The sequence below is a fragment of the Pseudoalteromonas sp. G5_S1_14_S5 genome (genome assembly GCF_054968605.1).
Genome location: NZ_JBQKUM010000059.1, coordinates 14,303 through 30,393, shown reverse-complemented (window position 1 = coordinate 30,393; position 16,091 = coordinate 14,303). Strand labels below are relative to the sequence as shown.

At 43.4% G+C, this 16,091-nt stretch carries 15 protein-coding genes; 9 read left to right on the top strand and 6 right to left on the bottom strand.

The features are described from left to right. Positions 1 to 68 precede the first annotated feature (68 nt). Positions 69 to 605 (bottom strand): GNAT family N-acetyltransferase, encoded by a 537-nt coding sequence (locus tag ACTRWI_RS16620; RefSeq protein ID WP_499132920.1) that lies wholly within the window; start codon positions 603 to 605, stop codon positions 69 to 71. A gap of 365 nt (positions 606 to 970) precedes the next feature. Between ACTRWI_RS16620 and ACTRWI_RS16615 the strand changes: the two genes are divergently transcribed. From ACTRWI_RS16615 to ACTRWI_RS16590, 6 genes are all read left to right on the top strand, one after another. Next, on the top strand, positions 971 to 1,480 hold the full coding sequence (locus ACTRWI_RS16615; RefSeq protein WP_499132918.1) for an HD-GYP domain-containing protein: 510 nt from the start codon (positions 971 to 973) through the stop codon (positions 1,478 to 1,480). Between the two features lie 289 nt (positions 1,481 to 1,769). Further along, positions 1,770 to 1,952 (top strand): hypothetical protein, encoded by a 183-nt coding sequence (locus tag ACTRWI_RS16610; RefSeq protein ID WP_499132916.1) that lies wholly within the window; start codon positions 1,770 to 1,772, stop codon positions 1,950 to 1,952. Between the two features lie 695 nt (positions 1,953 to 2,647). After that, entirely contained in the window at positions 2,648 to 3,856 is a 1,209-nt protein-coding gene (locus ACTRWI_RS16605) for a NupC/NupG family nucleoside CNT transporter (protein ID WP_499132915.1), read from the top strand. Positions 3,857 to 4,151: 295 nt separating this feature from the next. Further along, entirely contained in the window at positions 4,152 to 4,421 is a 270-nt protein-coding gene (locus ACTRWI_RS16600) for a hypothetical protein (protein ID WP_499132914.1), read from the top strand. Beyond that, the gene (locus ACTRWI_RS16595) at positions 4,390 to 4,770 is read left to right on the top strand and encodes a hypothetical protein (RefSeq protein ID WP_499132912.1); all 381 of its coding nucleotides are present in this window, start codon (positions 4,390 to 4,392) and stop codon (positions 4,768 to 4,770) included. Before ACTRWI_RS16600 ends, ACTRWI_RS16595 begins: the two co-directional genes overlap by 32 nt. Continuing rightward, on the top strand, positions 4,767 to 5,069 hold the full coding sequence (locus ACTRWI_RS16590) for a hypothetical protein (RefSeq protein WP_499132910.1): 303 nt from the start codon (positions 4,767 to 4,769) through the stop codon (positions 5,067 to 5,069). The genes ACTRWI_RS16595 and ACTRWI_RS16590 overlap by 4 nt, the downstream gene beginning before the upstream one ends. Before the next feature lie 117 nt (positions 5,070 to 5,186). Here the strand turns inward: ACTRWI_RS16590 and ACTRWI_RS16585 are convergent, their stop codons facing one another. After that, entirely contained in the window at positions 5,187 to 6,359 is a 1,173-nt protein-coding gene (locus ACTRWI_RS16585; protein WP_499132908.1) for a DUF3541 domain-containing protein, read from the bottom strand. 286 nt (positions 6,360 to 6,645) lie between these two features. Between ACTRWI_RS16585 and ACTRWI_RS16580 the strand changes: the two genes are divergently transcribed. Both ACTRWI_RS16580 and ACTRWI_RS16575 read left to right on the top strand, forming a co-directional pair. After that, the gene (locus tag ACTRWI_RS16580; protein WP_499132907.1) at positions 6,646 to 8,001 is read left to right on the top strand and encodes a diguanylate cyclase domain-containing protein; all 1,356 of its coding nucleotides are present in this window, start codon (positions 6,646 to 6,648) and stop codon (positions 7,999 to 8,001) included. A gap of 162 nt (positions 8,002 to 8,163) precedes the next feature. Next, positions 8,164 to 9,819, top strand: coding sequence for a DEAD/DEAH box helicase (locus ACTRWI_RS16575; RefSeq protein ID WP_499132905.1), 1,656 nt, complete (start codon positions 8,164 to 8,166; stop codon positions 9,817 to 9,819). Positions 9,820 to 10,371: 552 nt separating this feature from the next. On the opposite strand, the gene ACTRWI_RS16570 is transcribed toward ACTRWI_RS16575, so the two are convergent. Next, positions 10,372 to 11,889, bottom strand: a complete 1,518-nt coding sequence (locus tag ACTRWI_RS16570) for a DUF3612 domain-containing protein (protein WP_499132903.1) — start codon at positions 11,887 to 11,889, stop codon at positions 10,372 to 10,374. Between the two features lie 184 nt (positions 11,890 to 12,073). Between ACTRWI_RS16570 and ACTRWI_RS16565 the strand changes: the two genes are divergently transcribed. Continuing rightward, on the top strand, positions 12,074 to 12,673 hold the full coding sequence (locus tag ACTRWI_RS16565; RefSeq protein ID WP_499132901.1) for an aldolase/citrate lyase/malate synthase family protein: 600 nt from the start codon (positions 12,074 to 12,076) through the stop codon (positions 12,671 to 12,673). 127 nt (positions 12,674 to 12,800) lie between these two features. Here ACTRWI_RS16565 and ACTRWI_RS16560 read toward each other — a convergent pair whose 3' ends face one another. From ACTRWI_RS16560 to ACTRWI_RS16550, 3 genes are all read right to left on the bottom strand, one after another. Next, positions 12,801 to 13,817 carry a GGDEF domain-containing protein gene (locus tag ACTRWI_RS16560; RefSeq protein WP_499132899.1) on the bottom strand — a complete coding sequence of 339 codons (1,017 nt, stop codon included), beginning with the start codon at positions 13,815 to 13,817 and terminating at the stop codon, positions 12,801 to 12,803. Positions 13,818 to 14,230: 413 nt separating this feature from the next. Then, entirely contained in the window at positions 14,231 to 14,443 is a 213-nt protein-coding gene (gene cspE, locus ACTRWI_RS16555; protein ID WP_004740083.1) for a transcription antiterminator/RNA stability regulator CspE, read from the bottom strand. Between the two features lie 362 nt (positions 14,444 to 14,805). After that, positions 14,806 to 16,083, bottom strand: coding sequence for a cytosine deaminase (locus ACTRWI_RS16550; RefSeq protein ID WP_499132897.1), 1,278 nt, complete (start codon positions 16,081 to 16,083; stop codon positions 14,806 to 14,808). Between the last annotated feature and the right edge of the window lie 8 nt (positions 16,084 to 16,091).

Below are 16,091 nucleotides of genomic sequence, written 5' to 3'. Positions count from 1 at the left end.
GCCAAATAAAAGCCATGGTTTGAACTGACACCCAATAGTTTAAACCGTGGCTCTTTGACCGGAAACGGTTACTGTTTTGAACGGTGAAGAGCATAGATTGCGTGGTCAACGATACGACCGTTCAAGTTCTCGCTACGAGTAATGATACCTTCTAAATTGAATTGTAAGCGCTCACAAACCTTGCGGCTGCTTTGGTTCTCGACGGCGGCAGATATTTCAACTTTCTCCATATCTAACTCATTGAAAGCAATATCAATCAGCTTTTTAACCACACGCGTGACAATTCCCCTTCCTTGGTGTGGTTCAGACAGCCAATAACCTATCGTCACTTTTTGCATGTCATGATCAATGGTATTGAAACTACAGTTACCAACGATATTGTCTTGGTACACAATGGCACAGGTCATACTTTTACCTTCTGCGTAATCGTGTAGTGATCGCTGCACGAAGAGCCTAAAATCTTGTTCGGTTTTACAATGTGGCGGCCATGCAAGCCACTGACTTAAATACTCATTTTGACTTTGTGAGATTTCCGCGTAGTGAGAGGCGAAACGTTCTTCAACCAAAGCAATGGACAATTCGTCATCGATAACTGTTTTAAACATGCATTTCCTTTTTTGACTGTTTAGTTGAGTGGATTTTAGCCGGCAAAACATAATGTCGCCTTTTTTAATATGCAATCATTTGTATCACGATTTTTCCGTGATACGTTAGAACTATCACGAAATTCATTAAACCTTACATTAGTTGTGCATATAAACATTAACTATGAATCAATATTGGCAACCTAACTATATAAGAACAATAAAAACTCTAGGCTTAAGTAATGAATCAACATTGCCAAAGACGTAACCGTAGACCTTAGAAAGGCTCTATTTGGTATAGCTAAGGCGCTTGATAACGTAGGTTTTGAAAGCAAAAACCATGGCAACGAGTCGGTTAAATCGATTTTGCAGAGTTTATTGCTAATGTGGTGGATACCAAGAGCTCGTTTACCTTTAAGCATTCGTTGAAGGTGGGACAGCTTTCAGAGTATTTAGCTAAGCAACTGGGTTACTCATATACAACGCAGCGTAAGCTCTATTTAGCAGGGTTAGTACATGATATCGGTAAGCTGCAAACGCCAAGTGATATCCTCCACAAACCAGACCTACTCACTGATGAGGAGTATTGCTGTATTAAGCGCCATGCAACGGATACAAGGTTCGCACTGCAAGAGTTGTTCAGTTCACCTCAGATTTGTGAGTGGGCGTCAAATCATCATGAAAGGCTAGACGGTTCTGGCTATCCAATGAGTAAAAAAGCAGAAGAACTGGATCAGCTCAGTCGAATTGTAGTAGTTGTCGACGTGTTCCAAGCATTGACACAATCTTGTCCGTATCGAAAAGGGATGACATTGGAAGAGTCAATGGAGATTTTGACTGAGCATGTTGAGAACCATAAGCTCGACCGTGAAGTGTTTGAGTGTTCGAGTGTTTGAAGAAGCACGCTCAGTATTATTCTGAGCTATCGATGGATAAGTGGGCTTACCCGATTTACGAAACGTGAGTACCAATCCCTTCTTATTTTATTCCTATCGCTTACAATGACTTACAGTGATTGAGCTCGGCTACTGATATGGTTGTAAAAACCATTAAAGGAATAAGATGTTGAGAACGAAAATCATAGTGCTAGCTTTGGTTGCCGCTTTGTCAGGTTGTATGGATTAAGATGGTTATGATGAAGCGGTTTTAGAACAACTTGTCGATCGACAAGCGAATATTGAAGATGTGACGAAGAAACTGGGGCAGCCCGGTCGCATTATCAATAATGATGGTTCTGTGGCTTATATTTATGAATATGAGCGCGATCTTCTCGCTTTTATGTTTTACCACGGGGAGTTGTTGTTCAAAGAAAGAGCCGCCAACGACGGTCTTTATGATTTTAAGATGATCAAACCAAGCGTTCAGTAACCGGTAAGTACAATCAATTGAGTTTGATGAACAGCGGGCATTGATTAAACAGAGACGAAAAGCGATAGCCGAGGCTATCAATTTTTATTTGGGGGCTTATTCGCTCAGGAGCAATATAGCGAAGTTAGTATCGCTTTAAGATCTCGATGATCTCTTGCTCTGTGTCTGCAGCGATAATGGCATCAATGAAATGCAACTTATCTATAAACAGCGCTTCCAAGTCACTGAATTGAAAAGTGCATTGCTAAACTAGTCACTTCTGTTTCTATCATATTTTGAAAAAGCCACACTTTGTGGCTTTTTGTTTTGGTTCGAATTTTATTTATCCTATTTCTTGTTGATAAAGTTAATCGTCTCGGTAAAAAGCTCGTTTTGTATGTTTTGTGACCGCGCGATCGTTTGCGTTAAAAAATGTGATGAAAGTCTCAATCAACTGTTTATACTTCTCTTCCGGTTTTAAGCCGGTGCTTAGCCAATACAAGCCGTCACATGGATATGTGAATGACCCCACGGACCGGACCAGCTACGTTCCACTGCTTGTATAAGGTGATTTTTACATGAACAACTCGTTGTTACAGTCGCTAACTTTGTTAGCCCCTTCGTCGCGTAGCGTTTTGCTTGCGGTTCTTTGTCCTGTTCCTTTGATGTCATTCGCTTGGCTCATGTTCACTCTATGAGGATTACTAGGACACATTATGAATATTCTATTTGGTTTTGTCGGTGTTATTGCACTGATTGCTTGCGCGTACCTGCTATCTGAAAGTCGTTCTTCGATTAACTGGAAAACGGTGATCCGTGCACTACTACTTCAAATCGGCTTCGCAGCTTTAGTTTTGTATTTCCCATGGGGACAGTTAGCGTTAACAAGTCTAAGTAATGGTGTTTCTAGCCTGCTTGGTTTTGCTGATGCGGGTATTGCTTTCCTTTTCGCTGATCTTGCTACTGAAGGTTTCATTTTCGCGGTTCGCGTACTTCCAATCATTATCTTCTTCAGTGCTTTGATCTCTGCGCTTTATTACTTAGGCATCATGCAAAAAGTGATTCAAATCTTAGGCGGAGCGGTGCAAAAACTGCTTGGCACCAGTAAAGCTGAATCTCTGGTTGCGACCGGTAATATCTTCCTTTCTCAGGGTGAGTCTCCTCTTCTTATTCGTCCTTTTTTAAAGTCTATGACTCGTTCTGAACTGTTTGCTGTAATGGCAGGTGGTATGGCATCAGTAGCTGGCAGTGTGCTTGGTGGTTATGCAGGCTTAGGTGTTGAACTTAAATACCTTATTGCTGCGAGCTTCATGGCGGCTCCGGGGAGCTTGTTAATGGCGAAGATCATCGTTCCTGAACGCAGCACACCGAGCGACTACGACCACATTGAGCTAGATAAAGCTGACCAAAGCAATGTAATTGATGCATTGGCTAGCGGTGCGATGAACGGTATGAAGGTTGCGGTAGCCGTTGGTACGATGTTGATTGCATTTGTGAGTGTGATTGCCATGGTAAACACTGGCTTAGAAAGCCTAGGTGATACGTTCGGCTTTGCGGGTATCACGCTACAAGCTATCTTCGGTTACCTATTCTCACCACTAGCATGGCTAATCGGTATTCCGAGTGATGAAGTATTAATGGCGGGTTCTTACATTGGTCAGAAGATCGTAATGAACGAGTTTGTTGCTTTCATCGACTTCGTTGAAAATAAAGCGCTACTGTCTGAACACAGCCAAGTGATTGTGACATTTGCACTGTGTGGCTTTGCTAATATTGGCTCTATTGCGATTCAACTGGGGTCTATCGGTGTAATGGCGCCAGAGCGTCGCGCAGAAGTAGCGAACTTAGGTTTGAAAGCAGTCGCTGCTGGTACGCTAGCAAACTTAATGAGTGCATGTTTAGCGGGTATCTTCATCCTGCTTTAATCTAGATTGAGCAAAAGCCGCTAGATTCAGTTAAAGCGGAGGCCTTGCTTACGGAGTTTACGTAAAGAAGGTCTCCGCTGTTTTTGTCTGTTACAAAGTCGAATGAGATGAGGACTAGGTTTTTCTTGCTGTAGAGTGCGAAAAGCTTCACGCTGAAGAGTAATAGAACAAGCCTCTTTTATCCTATATACTTGAATATTATTGGGTTGCGACTAGTCATATGCGGTTTCGAGTAGTGATATTGGGTACCGATGAACAATAGTGGCACCAAATTCAATAAATCAAAGGTCTTCCCATGAACATGCGCGTTCTCATTGGTCTTATCACCACCTTCATTGGCTTATTTGCGATGGTTTATCTTATTGCTGGTGGTGAACAGTTTCCTATATCTCAGTGGCCAAAAGAAGCTTATCTAGGTTTGGTATTTAGTGTTGTCTGGGGCGCGGGTGTAGCAGCATCGGCAGCGTACTACTTCTCAGCACTGGTTTTCGTGACCGTTGCCGCGGTTTGTTATGCAATTGGCTACAAGATCGGTGGCTTATTTACTAACGACTCTGAAACCTAGCGAGTCTGACTATGTGGTTGAGTTGCATGTAATGCATTGGCGCGATCGTTTTAAGGTGTATTGGTATCACCGAAAGCAAACTCATCGTTGGAAAGGGGACAAAGCAAAGTCTCTAGGTTGGACCAATGAAGAGAGCCAGTTGTGTCGCTTCGAAGTGATCGCACACGCTACAGATTTTGAGAAAAAAAGTGTTTTGGACTTAGGGTGTGGTTACGGAGATCTGTTTGGACTACTCGACAGCATTTATCGTCTCCAATCATACACAGGGGTCGACCAGCACTCTGGCTTCCTTAAAACGGCTAAGCAAATTACACAGCAGCTCGCTGCCAATTTATTGCGGGTGATATGAGCAAGATGCCTCTTGAAACCCATGATGTGGTTATTGCTAGTGGTTCATTGAATTACCTATGTCGAGATTCTGATTACCTGACTAATATGATTACTCGGATGTTTGACCTAGCGAATCAAACCGTTATATTTAACCTTCTTAGCTCTAGTCAGTACCCCTCGCGTAATACCTTGATGAGCTATCATCCTCAAGGTGTTTATCGCTTCTGTAAAACGCTGTGTGACGATGTCTCTTTGATTGAGGGTTACACCGAAGGTGACTTCACTATAGTGATGAACAAGGCTGTTTTAGCGTTTTAGCGTTTTAGCGTTTTAGCGTTATGCTTTGTCCGCGCTATTGATATGTTTCAGGCATTAAAAAGCCTCACGCCTTAAAGGAATGCGGCTTTTTGGCTTTTGTTGTCTGGCTTAAGTGCTCTATTTATTTTCAACGAGCCCGTAAGGGATGGTTTTAAATACCTTGGGGTTCCCTTTGAAGGTTGGTGCTTCATTCACCTGTTGCCAGTCAAGCAACATGATTGCCAATACGTTGCGGTGCTCCCCGTATTCAAGGTCAAAATCACCGGTGATTGAAGGGATCATACCGCGCTTCTTATCAATCGAGGATTGGATAGCAAGTCGAGTCTTCTCTACCACTGGATCATCTTCAAGGCCTGCCAATAGGAAGGTTAAGCCAACCTCGGCAATCACATCTTCTTTGGCTCGCAGCAGGATAGTATCGATGTTCTCTCTAAAGTAATCGTAGATCCATTGGTGTTCTTGTTCGCTGACCAGATGTTGGTAGTACTCAGAGTCACCGAAGATGACGTGTGTCATGCCGTAAATCTTATTGCCAAACTGCTGGCTAGAGAGCTTTTTATCCTTGTCGTTAGGGTACGCTTTTTTGAAGGTGTCGACGAACTCATCAACGACATCTTGCTCACCCAGTTGGCGTAGCCAATAAACCTGATTAGCGAGCTGAGCAGCCCACGCTTTCACCATGTCTTCATTGGTGACATAACGAGAAAAGTCATAGCGACGAATGATTTCGCGTAGTTTGGCATCGTTCTTATGCCCTAAACCGTATTCATTGGCACGAGCCATGGAGCCCAGAAGGTCTACGCCAAGGTAGAGGTACTCGGGCATATGTTTGGTAATGTTGTAACGTCGTACACTACGCTCATCGTCATCGCCGACATAAGAAGACACTCGTTTTTCTGAATATAGAACGATCTGCTCCATGGAATGGACGTCATTAGACAGGCTGCTGAGCTTACTTGCCACGCGAGCCATATCGCTCCATATCGCTGCAGCGTATTTATCATCTAATGTTTGACGATACATGCGCAGTCCGTAATGCCCCTCTTTAAAAGCCGGCAGCGTGTAAAGCTGGCTTTCATAGGTCTGACGAATCAAGTCGGCTGATTGTTTGAAAGATTGTTCTTGAGAGTAGAGAGATTCAGCATGCGATTGAACAGTTGGTACGTTTGTTGCGCTATGGTTATCTTGTCCGTCAACAGCCGCGTTTGTTTCAGGAGAAGCTTGTGCGTGGAACGCAATGGCAACAGAAGTTGATAACAAGGTGCACAGAGTGAGAGTTTTTAACTTCATATGAGTAAAGTACCAAGCTGATTAATCGTAAGTATAAAATAACACCGGTGAATCCTTTAATGTAAGGTTTGGGTCAATACAATGTAAGCTTTCATAAGGTTCATTTAGGTTTTTTTATTGAATAATCAGTGTAGTTAGCTGGCTTGGAGTGATGAATGACTCAATAATGAGTGTAGACCAGACTTTAAGTGCGGATTTTTAATCGCTTGTCGGCATACTGACACAATAAGCCAGAAATGAGCCGATAAAAGGCATTAAACAGAACAAAAGTGTTAGAGGTTCTTGAATGCCAAGTCGTTTTAGTAAGCAGTGGCCTGCCAAAGTATTATCGTTGTTATTCTTCTTTGTTGTCGTGAGTGCAATTGAGCACTTTCACGCTAAGCAATTGACCTTTTTTAAAAATGAATCCTACTCGGTCGCTAAAAAGCAGCTCTCCATTATTCGATCTCGCATAGAAGCGACGATCGTCTCAGACATGTATATTCTCAATAACTTCTCAACACTTGTGACGCTCAATCCTAATGGAGATCAAAAAGGTTGGGACCAGATTGCTCAGAACATCATTCGAGATGGCTTCCACATTCGCTTAATCGGCCTCGCTGAAAACGATGTGCTTAATTTTGTTTATCCACTGGAAGGCAACGAACAAATCCTTGGTATCGACTATCGAGATCATCCAATACAATGGGAGTCGGTAGAGATCGCTCGCAACATAGGTAACACCTTTATTGCGGGGCCTTTTGATCTGTTCCAAGGTGGGCAAGCCTTAATAACAAGAACTCCGATCTTTAGAGATCCTCCTTTTAACCAAAACTATTGGGGCGTATCGAGCGCGGTTATCGACCTAGATGCACTGTTAGAAGATGTAGGTGTTGGTAAAATTGAAAACAAATATAACTTAGCCATTCGCGGTACAAACAGTGCCGGGAAAGATGGTGAGGTGTTTTATGGGACGCAAGAGGTGTTTTCTAATGCCTTTACTACCGAACAAGTTAACTTTCCATACGGGGGATGGTACTTAGCGTTATCGGGTAATGATCATGTGCTTATTGATGTGCCTTGGTATCGAGTCCAAACAGTTAGGCTCGTGGGTTACACCATAATGTTGATGCTTGCGATTGCCTTTATTGCGATTTATCGCCTATATCGGATTGCTGATAGCCGCTCCATGCATGACGAGCTAACGATGCTGCCAAACCGCCGTTACTTTATGTATAGCCTTAAGCAAGCATTCAGAACTGTACAGAAACAGCCAGCGAAAACCTTTGCAGTAGTGAACATCGATCTCGATGGCTTTAAGGCAATCAACGATACCTATGGGCATGCAGCGGGTGATAAGGTGTTAGTTGAGTGTGCGAAGCGAATTAAGGGTAAGCTACGTACTTCCGATATTGTCGCACGAATTGGTGGGGATGAGTTCTTGGTTCTACTACCGCGTATTATTGATGAGCAACATGTGGCTTCGATTACCATAAAGCTACAAGTTGCTATCTGCGAAACGCCGGTTACTTACGAGGCGCACTCAATTTATCTCAGAATTAGTGTCGGTTGGGTGATTTATAACGACAGCTACAGTGACGTCGATGCCTTATTGAAAGCGGCTGATGAAAAAATGTACGACCAGAAGCGTCAGATAACCTAGAGATAATTTCAGTTGCGATTAGAATTTAGTTGCTGAATGTGGGGAAAAGCCTCAGAATACCGCGCTTTGCTCCGTGTCAATGATTTGATCGGCAAAAGCTGTAGCGGCACCCTTTACCATTTGTCGCTCGAACTAAATGTTATTCAACTGAGAAAATAATCTATGAGTTTTACCTCCCTTGGCCTTTCAGAACCAATCCTTAAAGCTATTGAAGCACAAGGTTACGATAAGCCATCACCAATCCAAGAGAAAGCCGTGCCAGCTGTCCTGACGGGCAAAGACGTAATGGCCGCTGCTCAAACAGGGACAGGTAAAACTGCTGGCTTCACGCTACCTATTCTTGAATTGCTGTCAAATGGTCCTCGTGTTCGTCAGAACCAAGTGCGCGCATTAGTATTAACACCGACTCGTGAACTTGCGGCTCAGGTGAATGGCAGTGTTGTTAAGTACGGTATTAATCTACCTTTGACTTCGAGTGTGGTATTCGGTGGCGTAAAAATTAACCCTCAGATGCAAAAACTGCGTAAAGGCAGTGATGTGCTTGTGGCAACACCGGGTCGCTTGCTTGATCTATACAACCAAAATGCTGTGCGCTTCGATCAACTTGAGATCCTAGTCCTAGATGAAGCAGACCGTATGCTAGACATGGGTTTCATCCGCGATATTCGTAAGATCTTGGCTTTCTTACCTAAGAAACGTCAGAACCTACTGTTCTCTGCAACCTTCTCTGATGATATCCGTAGCCTGGCGAAAGGCCTGGTTAATAACCCGGTTGAAATCTCAGTAAGCCCTGCAAACTCAACGGCGAAAACTGTTGAACAGAGTATCTACCCAGTAGATAAGAAGAAAAAGAGCCCAATGCTTGCGAAGCTGATCAAAGACAATGATTGGCGTCAGGTGTTGGTATTTAGCAAAACTAAGCACGGTGCTAATAAGTTGGCTCGTTTCCTGGATGAACAAGGCATTACGGCTGCTCCTATTCATGGTAACAAGAGCCAGGGCGCTCGTACCAAAGCGTTAGAGAACTTCAAAACGGGCAAGGTGCGAGTATTGGTTGCAACTGATATCGCGGCTCGTGGTATTGATATCCCACAATTACCTCAAGTGGTTAACTTCGACCTTCCACACGTATCAGAAGACTATGTACACCGCATCGGTCGTACAGGCCGTGCTGGTGAAGTTGGCAAAGCAATTTCATTGGTTTGTGCTGATGAAGTTGGTGAGCTTTTCGGAATTGAGCGCCTGATCCAGCAAGTGCTAGTGCGTCGTGAACTGGAAGGTTTCTCCCCAGTTAATAAGCTACCTGAGTCTCGTTTGGATACACGTCCAATCAAGCCTAAAAAGCCGAAGAAAGCGAAACAACCACGTGAACATGTGGATGGCCAACGCTCGGGTGATAATGCTCGCGGTCATAAGCCTGCAGGTAAGAACAAGCGCCATGTACCAGGTACAGGTTCTGCCCCAAAACGTAAACCTACACATGCTAGGAAGCCAGCTGAAAACGGTTCAAACGCTGTTGGTGAAGAGAAGTCAGTAAGAAACAATGGCAGTAACTTCAAGCGTGGGAATACCGGTAAGAAGCCAGCTTCGAACTACTCTAATTCACCAACCCACTCAGGTTCACAAAGCAACTCGGGTTCACAAAGTCGTCGGGGTTCAAAAAACAATCAAGGTAAACCGACAGGCTCTGGCAAAGCGAAGAAATCTGGATACGGTGGTAGTTACGGATCGGGTAAGTCATCAAACAAGCCATCAACAAATAAGCCTTCAGCGATTAAACCGTCTCGTTCCCGCTCGAAGCCAGCACCTCAAAAGTAAAACTAGCACTATATGAACTGAGGGTAGGGCGTTAAGCAGAGCGACGTTTCTAGGAAACCTCTTCAGTTTGTGTTGAATCGAAGAAACGCGAATATTGATTATCAATGTTCGCGTTTTTTTATGCGTGATGCTCTGAAAAGAAGAGAGCTGGTGTAGGCAAAACCTATTGAATAAACTAAAAAATAGTGCCTTGACTCAAGGGTAACCAATTTTTAATGATTTTTTGATAACAACATAATCACTAGCGTTTTTGTTGTTATTTGCAATTTGCAATTCCAGTTTGCAAAAAAAACATGAATTTACGGCGAATACGTGTCCAGATGCGTAGTAAATAGGTGATTTAAAAGTTGGCACGTATGCTGCATTGTAAGGGGTGATCCTTTTTAAGCCGAGGGTCACCTAGCCAACTGACGTTGTTAGTGAACCTTTATTGTTCACACAAAATATATGACCAATCACCCTTTTGTGATTGGTTTTTTTTGTCTGAATTTGAGGTTCTATTTATGTTTTACTTCTTACTCTCTTCCAAAACCAAGCAAACCGAATTATCCATTAACACTCACCGCATTTGGAATAACAGCTTGGTTGGCGCGGGCACTCTCCGCCTCTGGAGCATATAAGCCTCGCCTCTGTTTCAATCCCACGTTCAATCCAATTTATATTTAGAATCTTGGCTATTGTCGTGAGATCTTTCTTGATGTTTCGTGGGATAGCTACAGAACCGCCATTATTAACGCATGAAGCCTTAAGCTGCTCTGCTATTTCTCTTGAATTACCGCCTTGGGCATCAATCGCAGGGTTGAGGTCTATGCCTGCACATAATACGCGATTGTTACCCGCTGGATCCGTCATATTGATGGATTCACAACAGTAGATTCTTGGCTCATCTCCCACATTCAAGATGGAGATTTGAGCCGAGCTACCCGCACGGGGCTCAGATAATCGACGGAACACTGCCCAATGTTGACATGGGTCGGCCACCGTTCTCATATTTCCCCAAGGCAGTGGAATCCCGTTCCCGCGGTATACAGCCTTGAGTTTCCCCGGTCCATAAGCATCAAAATAGTGCCAGTGAGGGTAGGGCGATACTACCGTCATTCGACGCATCGCAACAGAGGGGGAAACCCCTGCTCTTTTGTGAACGTCGATTTCATAACCGGTACGGTCAAGTAACTGTCTGAATGGAACTTTAGGGCACAGTAGCGCTCCAGCAAAGAAGCTCGATTCAAAATCTCGCCATGCTTGCAAAATATCTTGAGAGTTGAGTTGGGAGGAGCCTGACACTTGGTTGTCGTCCCAGGTGTTGTTATTACCAACAGACAACACACTCTTTAACCCTTCTTTGCTATGCAAAATACAATGGCCGATGTACACCGACAAGTCGTATTTCAAACGCGTTGGATACTCCTTGAGGATTTCATTTAAGAAGATGGTGCCAGGCGGTTCAAAGAAGGACGTTACCAACTGTTTGGCGTTGATGCCAAGTTCATCGACTACGTCTTGCGGTGTGCGTGTTACCCAGCGGATGTTGATTCCGAGGCTTCTAGCGATGTCTATTAGGTCTTCTATGCTGAGGTTGAGTCGTTTTAGACCTACCTCTTCTGCAGCCCGCTCAAGGTCAGGGAAGTGGTTCTGGTGGCTCTCTTGGTGGGCCCTGATCAATAGATGTGCGAATTGGCGCCCGGAGATACCTGTTTGCGACAACATCTCTGGTATCGCGATTTGCAGGATATCGTTAGAGAAAAGGAAGCTAGGCTCAAGAGCCATACCGCTGATCCCGCCTCGATTACCCTTGTCGGGAGCAATGGCTTGCTGTTCTGATTCGTCGTCAAGAAACCATGTTGGGCTCTTTTGGAAGACCTGCGCAATGACTTCAAGCATATCGATGCTTGGTACTCGCTTTCCACGTTCGATCATAGAGAGGTAAGAAACGGAAGGCGCATACTCTGGGTTGATTCTAATACAACGCGCAGACAGATCTTCCATCGTTAAATGGTTACGTTTCCTAAGGTTACGTATCTTCGTACCTAGGAAATGTGACTGACGAACTAAACTTTTTGACAAGGCCATATTTGTAAAATTCACATTGTAAAATTTTTGTTGTGAAATTGTATGTAAAAAAGCGCTAATCTACAAACTAAGCAATTCACAAAATGATAAATAAGTTAAACGTTTGTTTGGAATAATTGCTCTAGCACACATTTTTGCGTTATGAATCGGTGGTTTTCACCGGACTAGTCAAGAGGGAAAGACTATGAATATGCTTACACTCGATAAAACAGAAACCCAAAAACAATCAAAGCCATTTATCGCTGAAGCTGTCTTTGCCGTGGAGACAATCAGTGCAAACCAGCAAAGTGAGAAGCAAGTTAAAGCAAAGCAATTGCTTGACCGTCTATTTCCTCTTGAGCATGGCTCTCACCAAGATGTAACAAGCTATGTAGTCGATTACCGTCATATCATGGCTTACTTCAAAGACGGACAGCACAGCGGCTTAAAATACCCTAAGCACTTTGTAGCCTACATGGGTGAGAAGAGCGATCCTGATTCAATCTTGTTCCGTGATGATAGCGGAAGCCACTTAGAAGTGATGTTTGGTTGTCACAAAGGCACTGGTTGCATTGAACTGGTAGAGATAGATGATATCCAACTGGAATCGTGCACGACATTCGGTCAAGCACCAACTGAAGTAACGAATACGACTTTACAACAAGAAACTATTGCTGCGATGCGCCACTGGATCAGCCTAGTTAAAGGCGATGAAAAGGGTAAGCCAAAGGCGTGCAGTGAAGATAAAGAATTTAGAGCGAAAAGTGGTGAGGATTACTGCCTTAACTATTGCTTCCAAATTTAAAGCCTAGTTATCAGAGCCAAGAGCACAGTAAACAAAAAGCCCCAAAGGTAACGCCTTTGGGGCTTTCTAGTTTTAATAAATATTCACTACGCGTATTTGGCTTCAATCGCCTAGCAAGTGATTGTTTTTAAAGCGGCATAACGCGATTACGGCCAAGTGTTTTGGCTTCGTAAAGCAACTTATCAGCGCGTTCAATCAATGAATGTGGTGACTCGCCTGGTTCGAGTTCAGCCACACCGAAAGAAGCGGTAATATTTCCGACTTGTTCACCACTGCGACGGTCTTTAATCGACAGCTTTTCTAACGAACGACGGTTAGTGTCAGCCAGTTGGCGTGCGATGCGTATTGATTTATTCGGAACAATCAGTGCAAATTCTTCACCGCCAAAGCGATAAGCCGAAATGCCTTCACGACAGCTTAACTTGAGCTTACGAGCGATGCCTCTAAGAACCATGTCGCCAAACAGGTGACCATAGGTGTCGTTGAAGTTCTTAAAATGGTCGATGTCGAGGAGAATCAAACACAGAGACTGGTTCGCTTCGCAGAGCGTTTCTAAGTCGCGGTCGAAAGAACGACGGTTGTATAGGGTGGTGGTGCTGTCAAACAGTGCGTCTTTCTGAACTTCAACAAGCTGGCTTTTGAGCTTAGAGATTTCAGAGGTCGCTGAGTTGAGCTGAGAATTCAAGAATTGAGTTGAATGACGGATGTTTCGAGACTCAGAAACAAGCTGACGTACTAGAGACATCACTTCGTCGATAGAGAGGCTTTCATTTTCAACGCGAGACAGATCTTCAAAGCTTTTATCGATCATATTCGAGAAAGCTGAAGTATCCGTTAGCGTATCATTCATAGAGTTTGATACTTCAGCTACCAATAGCTCTAAGTTAGCGCGAAGATCATTGATATTAGTTTCTGATTTGCTGGCAACGTAATTGTTGTAAAGCTGTTCACCAACAGCCGGAGGGCAGATGCCATAATGCTCCAGCACTCCATCCATCTCTTTAGTCAGTTGCGGAATCGCATTATCGACATAGGTGTACCAAAGGGCGTAATTTGCAGGTGTGGTTGACACCCTATTCTTCATCATAAGAGGCACCGCTTTCTTTAGATTAGCGGTGGATTTCTGAAATTCGTCTTTGTTCATTATGTTTACTGCAGATATCAAACCAACTAAAGCCACTTGTGGACAAGGTTAGCGGATTTCGAGGAGCTTTGCTTTAAAAATTATATAATTAATGGATGAGGGTTGGATAAATCACTCATTTTTATTATGTATATCGATTACGTACTTATAACGGCGATTTAATGAATTGTTCTTTAACCATATTTTGGGTTGTTCATTTTGCAACAGCGATGTAGATGGCAGTAATGAAGCTAGGCAAGGAGTTGAAGAAACGACGCTTTAAGTGAGTAAGTTGAAATGAGCTTGCTATAACTGCAGGTGATTTAAGCGTGGAGTAGTGCTGAGTAGTAGGAGGGGGTAGAAACTTTTCGACAGATACAAAAAAACGCCGATAAAAATCAGCGCTTTAAAATTCTTTATTAGCTAAATGCTAATTATTGAGCAACAACGTTTGCTGCTTGTAGGCCTTTTTGACCGTTTTCAACTTCGAAAGAAACCTTTTGGCCTTCTTTCAGAGTTTTGAAACCTTCAGAAACGATAGCACGGAAGTGTACGAATACGTCAGCGCCGCCGTTGTCTTGAGAAATGAAACCGAAACCTTTCTCTTCGTTAAACCATTTTACAGTGCCAGTATTTGTGTTAGACATAATTTGTCCCTTATTCATAAATTTTCTAAATTGTTGATTGCATTCAATGCAATGCGCTGATAATTGAATTATTTAATATTGCTAAGAAATAAGGAAAAACTACTTACAAAAACGGGTAACGATTTTACATGTTAATTTTTTACTATTCATCTAACTTAAATAACTCCGGCTAACAGAGCGAGTGCATGTTAACACAGTCTTTCGAGATGTACACACATTGATTGCGAAATCAGTGTTTTTTTTGTCATACCGTGCGAATCCACAAAAAACACACTGAATTAGTGATAGTTTTATCGCTTCAAACAACACAACAAAAGGAAGCATCTCAGCTTCCTTTTATTCGATGATAATTATAGATGATATTAGCGTTTAAAGCTTACATCTTCCGTTTTATCTAGATTAATTTTGGTCTTCGCTGGTTGTGTCTCTGCGATCACTTTACCGTGACGTACTGAGTACTGCACGGGCACTTGACGACGTACTGCATCAAAACCGTTTTCAGCAGGAAGAATCAGTAGGCTACCAGGCTTACCTTCTTCGATACCGTAGTTGTCTTGGATGTTCAGTGTACGAGCAGAGTTTTTGCTAATCAAATCAAGCGAGTTGTTGATTTGGTCGTAGCCCATCACTTGAGTCACATGCAGGCCCATATGCAGTACTTGAAGCATATTTGCCGTGCCTAGTGGGTACCATGGGTCAAAGACATCATCGTGGCCAAAACAAATGTTGATGTTGGCAGCTAGCATCTCTTTAACGCGAGTTACGCCGCGACGTTTCGGGTAATCATCGAAACGACCTTGTAAGTGAATGTTCACTAACGGGTTTGCTACGAAGTTGATGCCAGACATTTTCAACAGGCGGAATAGGCGAGATGCGTAAGCACCATTGTAAGAGCCCATCGCTGTTGTATGGCTTGCGGTTACCTTTTCACCCATTTCGAACTTGTGAGCTAAGGCTGCAAGTGTCTCAACAAAACGAGATTGCTCGTCATCGATTTCATCACAGTGAACGTCGATCAAGCAGTCGTATTTACGTGCAAGTTCAAATACATAGTGTATTGATTCAACACCGTATTCACGAGTGAATTCAAAGTGCGGAATAGCACCGATAACATCAGCACCGATCTTCACCGCTTCTTCTAGAAGTTCTTTGCCGTTCGGATAAGACAGAATGCCTTCTTGAGGGAATGCAACGATCTGGATGTCGACCCATTCTTTCATCTCTTCACGTACTTCAACCATCGCTTTTAGCGCGACTAACGTTGGATCAGAAACGTCTACGTGAGTACGAACGTGTTGTACACCGTTGGCAATTTGCCATTTCAAAGTTTGCTTCGCACGTGACTTAACATCTTCAATTGACAGCAGTTCTTTGCGCTCAGCCCAACGCTCAATACCTTCAAACAAAGTACCAGAGATATTCCAGTTAGGCTCACCAGCTGTTTGAGTTGTGTCTAGGTGAATGTGCGGTTCACAGAAAGGAGAAACCGCAATGCCGCCTTGTGCATCAAGAGTTTCGCCCTGATGGTTGATTTGCGCGTCATTATCGAGAATGCGAGAAAATTGACCATTTTCAATCAGAATCTGTTTCAAGCCTTCTTGGCCTTGAAGTTTTGCGTTCTTGATTAATAAGGTTGTCATAGTTTGTC